The following is a 702-nucleotide window of genomic DNA, read 5'->3' as shown; positions in this document are numbered from 1 at the left end:
TTAGTAGAATGACCGCCAGCCCGAGCCAGAAGTTCATGCCGAGAGCCTCGCTCCACCCACCGACGAATGCGGAAACAGCGAAAGCGGCAAAGATCGCGATGCCACCGCAAAGAGGAACGGCTCCCGTGTGGCGTTTGCGGATTGAATCGGGGCGATCCACAAGCTGAAACACAATGGTCAGGCGCCTGAGAACGACGATGAGGGATACGCACAGAACGAAAGTGGCAATGGTGTTGAAGAGTATCCCCGACATGTCTGATCCCCACACTGAAGCTTGGCGGCGCATTTGCAACGATACTCGCCTCCAGACGATCCTAAAAAACACCGGCCCTGAGGGGTATGCGGGCAAAAGGCGTGTGAAATCCACCAAAGGGAGAGGGTGTCGAAATTAACGGCTACCCTACCCACCCCCGAACCGGATCGACTATCGAAAGAGCTAGGTTTGAGACCTTGACGGCGAGCGACCACAAATGAACGACTCGGCAGCGTGCGGCATCTTGCAAGTGATCATTCCTGTGTGGAGAGAACGGCGATCCAGTCCTGAAAGCCGAAAGCATTCGCCGATGCCGGCACCGTCACGTTACGAAGGCCGCTGCGGCCAAGACGCTCGATCGGTTCGATGTAAATTCCATTCGRGGGATCATACCAGCGAAGGGTTTTCTCGCCTGCCGCCAAACTGTCGAGATCGATCGCAACGGAAGG

The 702-nt window shown here is 56.5% G+C and carries 1 protein-coding gene and 1 pseudogene; both read right to left on the bottom strand.

Annotation, left to right across the window (positions count from 1 at the left end):
* Window positions 1-253, bottom strand: a pseudogene (locus tag AB4Z23_RS27535) (MraY family glycosyltransferase); the annotation flags it as partial.
* Between the two features lie 254 nt (window positions 254-507).
* Window positions 508-702 (bottom strand): putative collagen-binding domain-containing protein (locus AB4Z23_RS27530; protein WP_441361193.1); only part of this gene is annotated, 195 nt, incomplete at its 5' end.

Origin of the sequence: Agrobacterium sp. MCAB5 (assembly GCF_052114365.1) — a bacterium.
In the GTDB taxonomy this organism is placed as follows: domain Bacteria; phylum Pseudomonadota; class Alphaproteobacteria; order Rhizobiales; family Rhizobiaceae; genus Agrobacterium; species Agrobacterium tumefaciens.
Note: the sequence above shows the minus strand (reverse complement) of the source record. Positions and strands in the feature narration are given on the sequence as shown.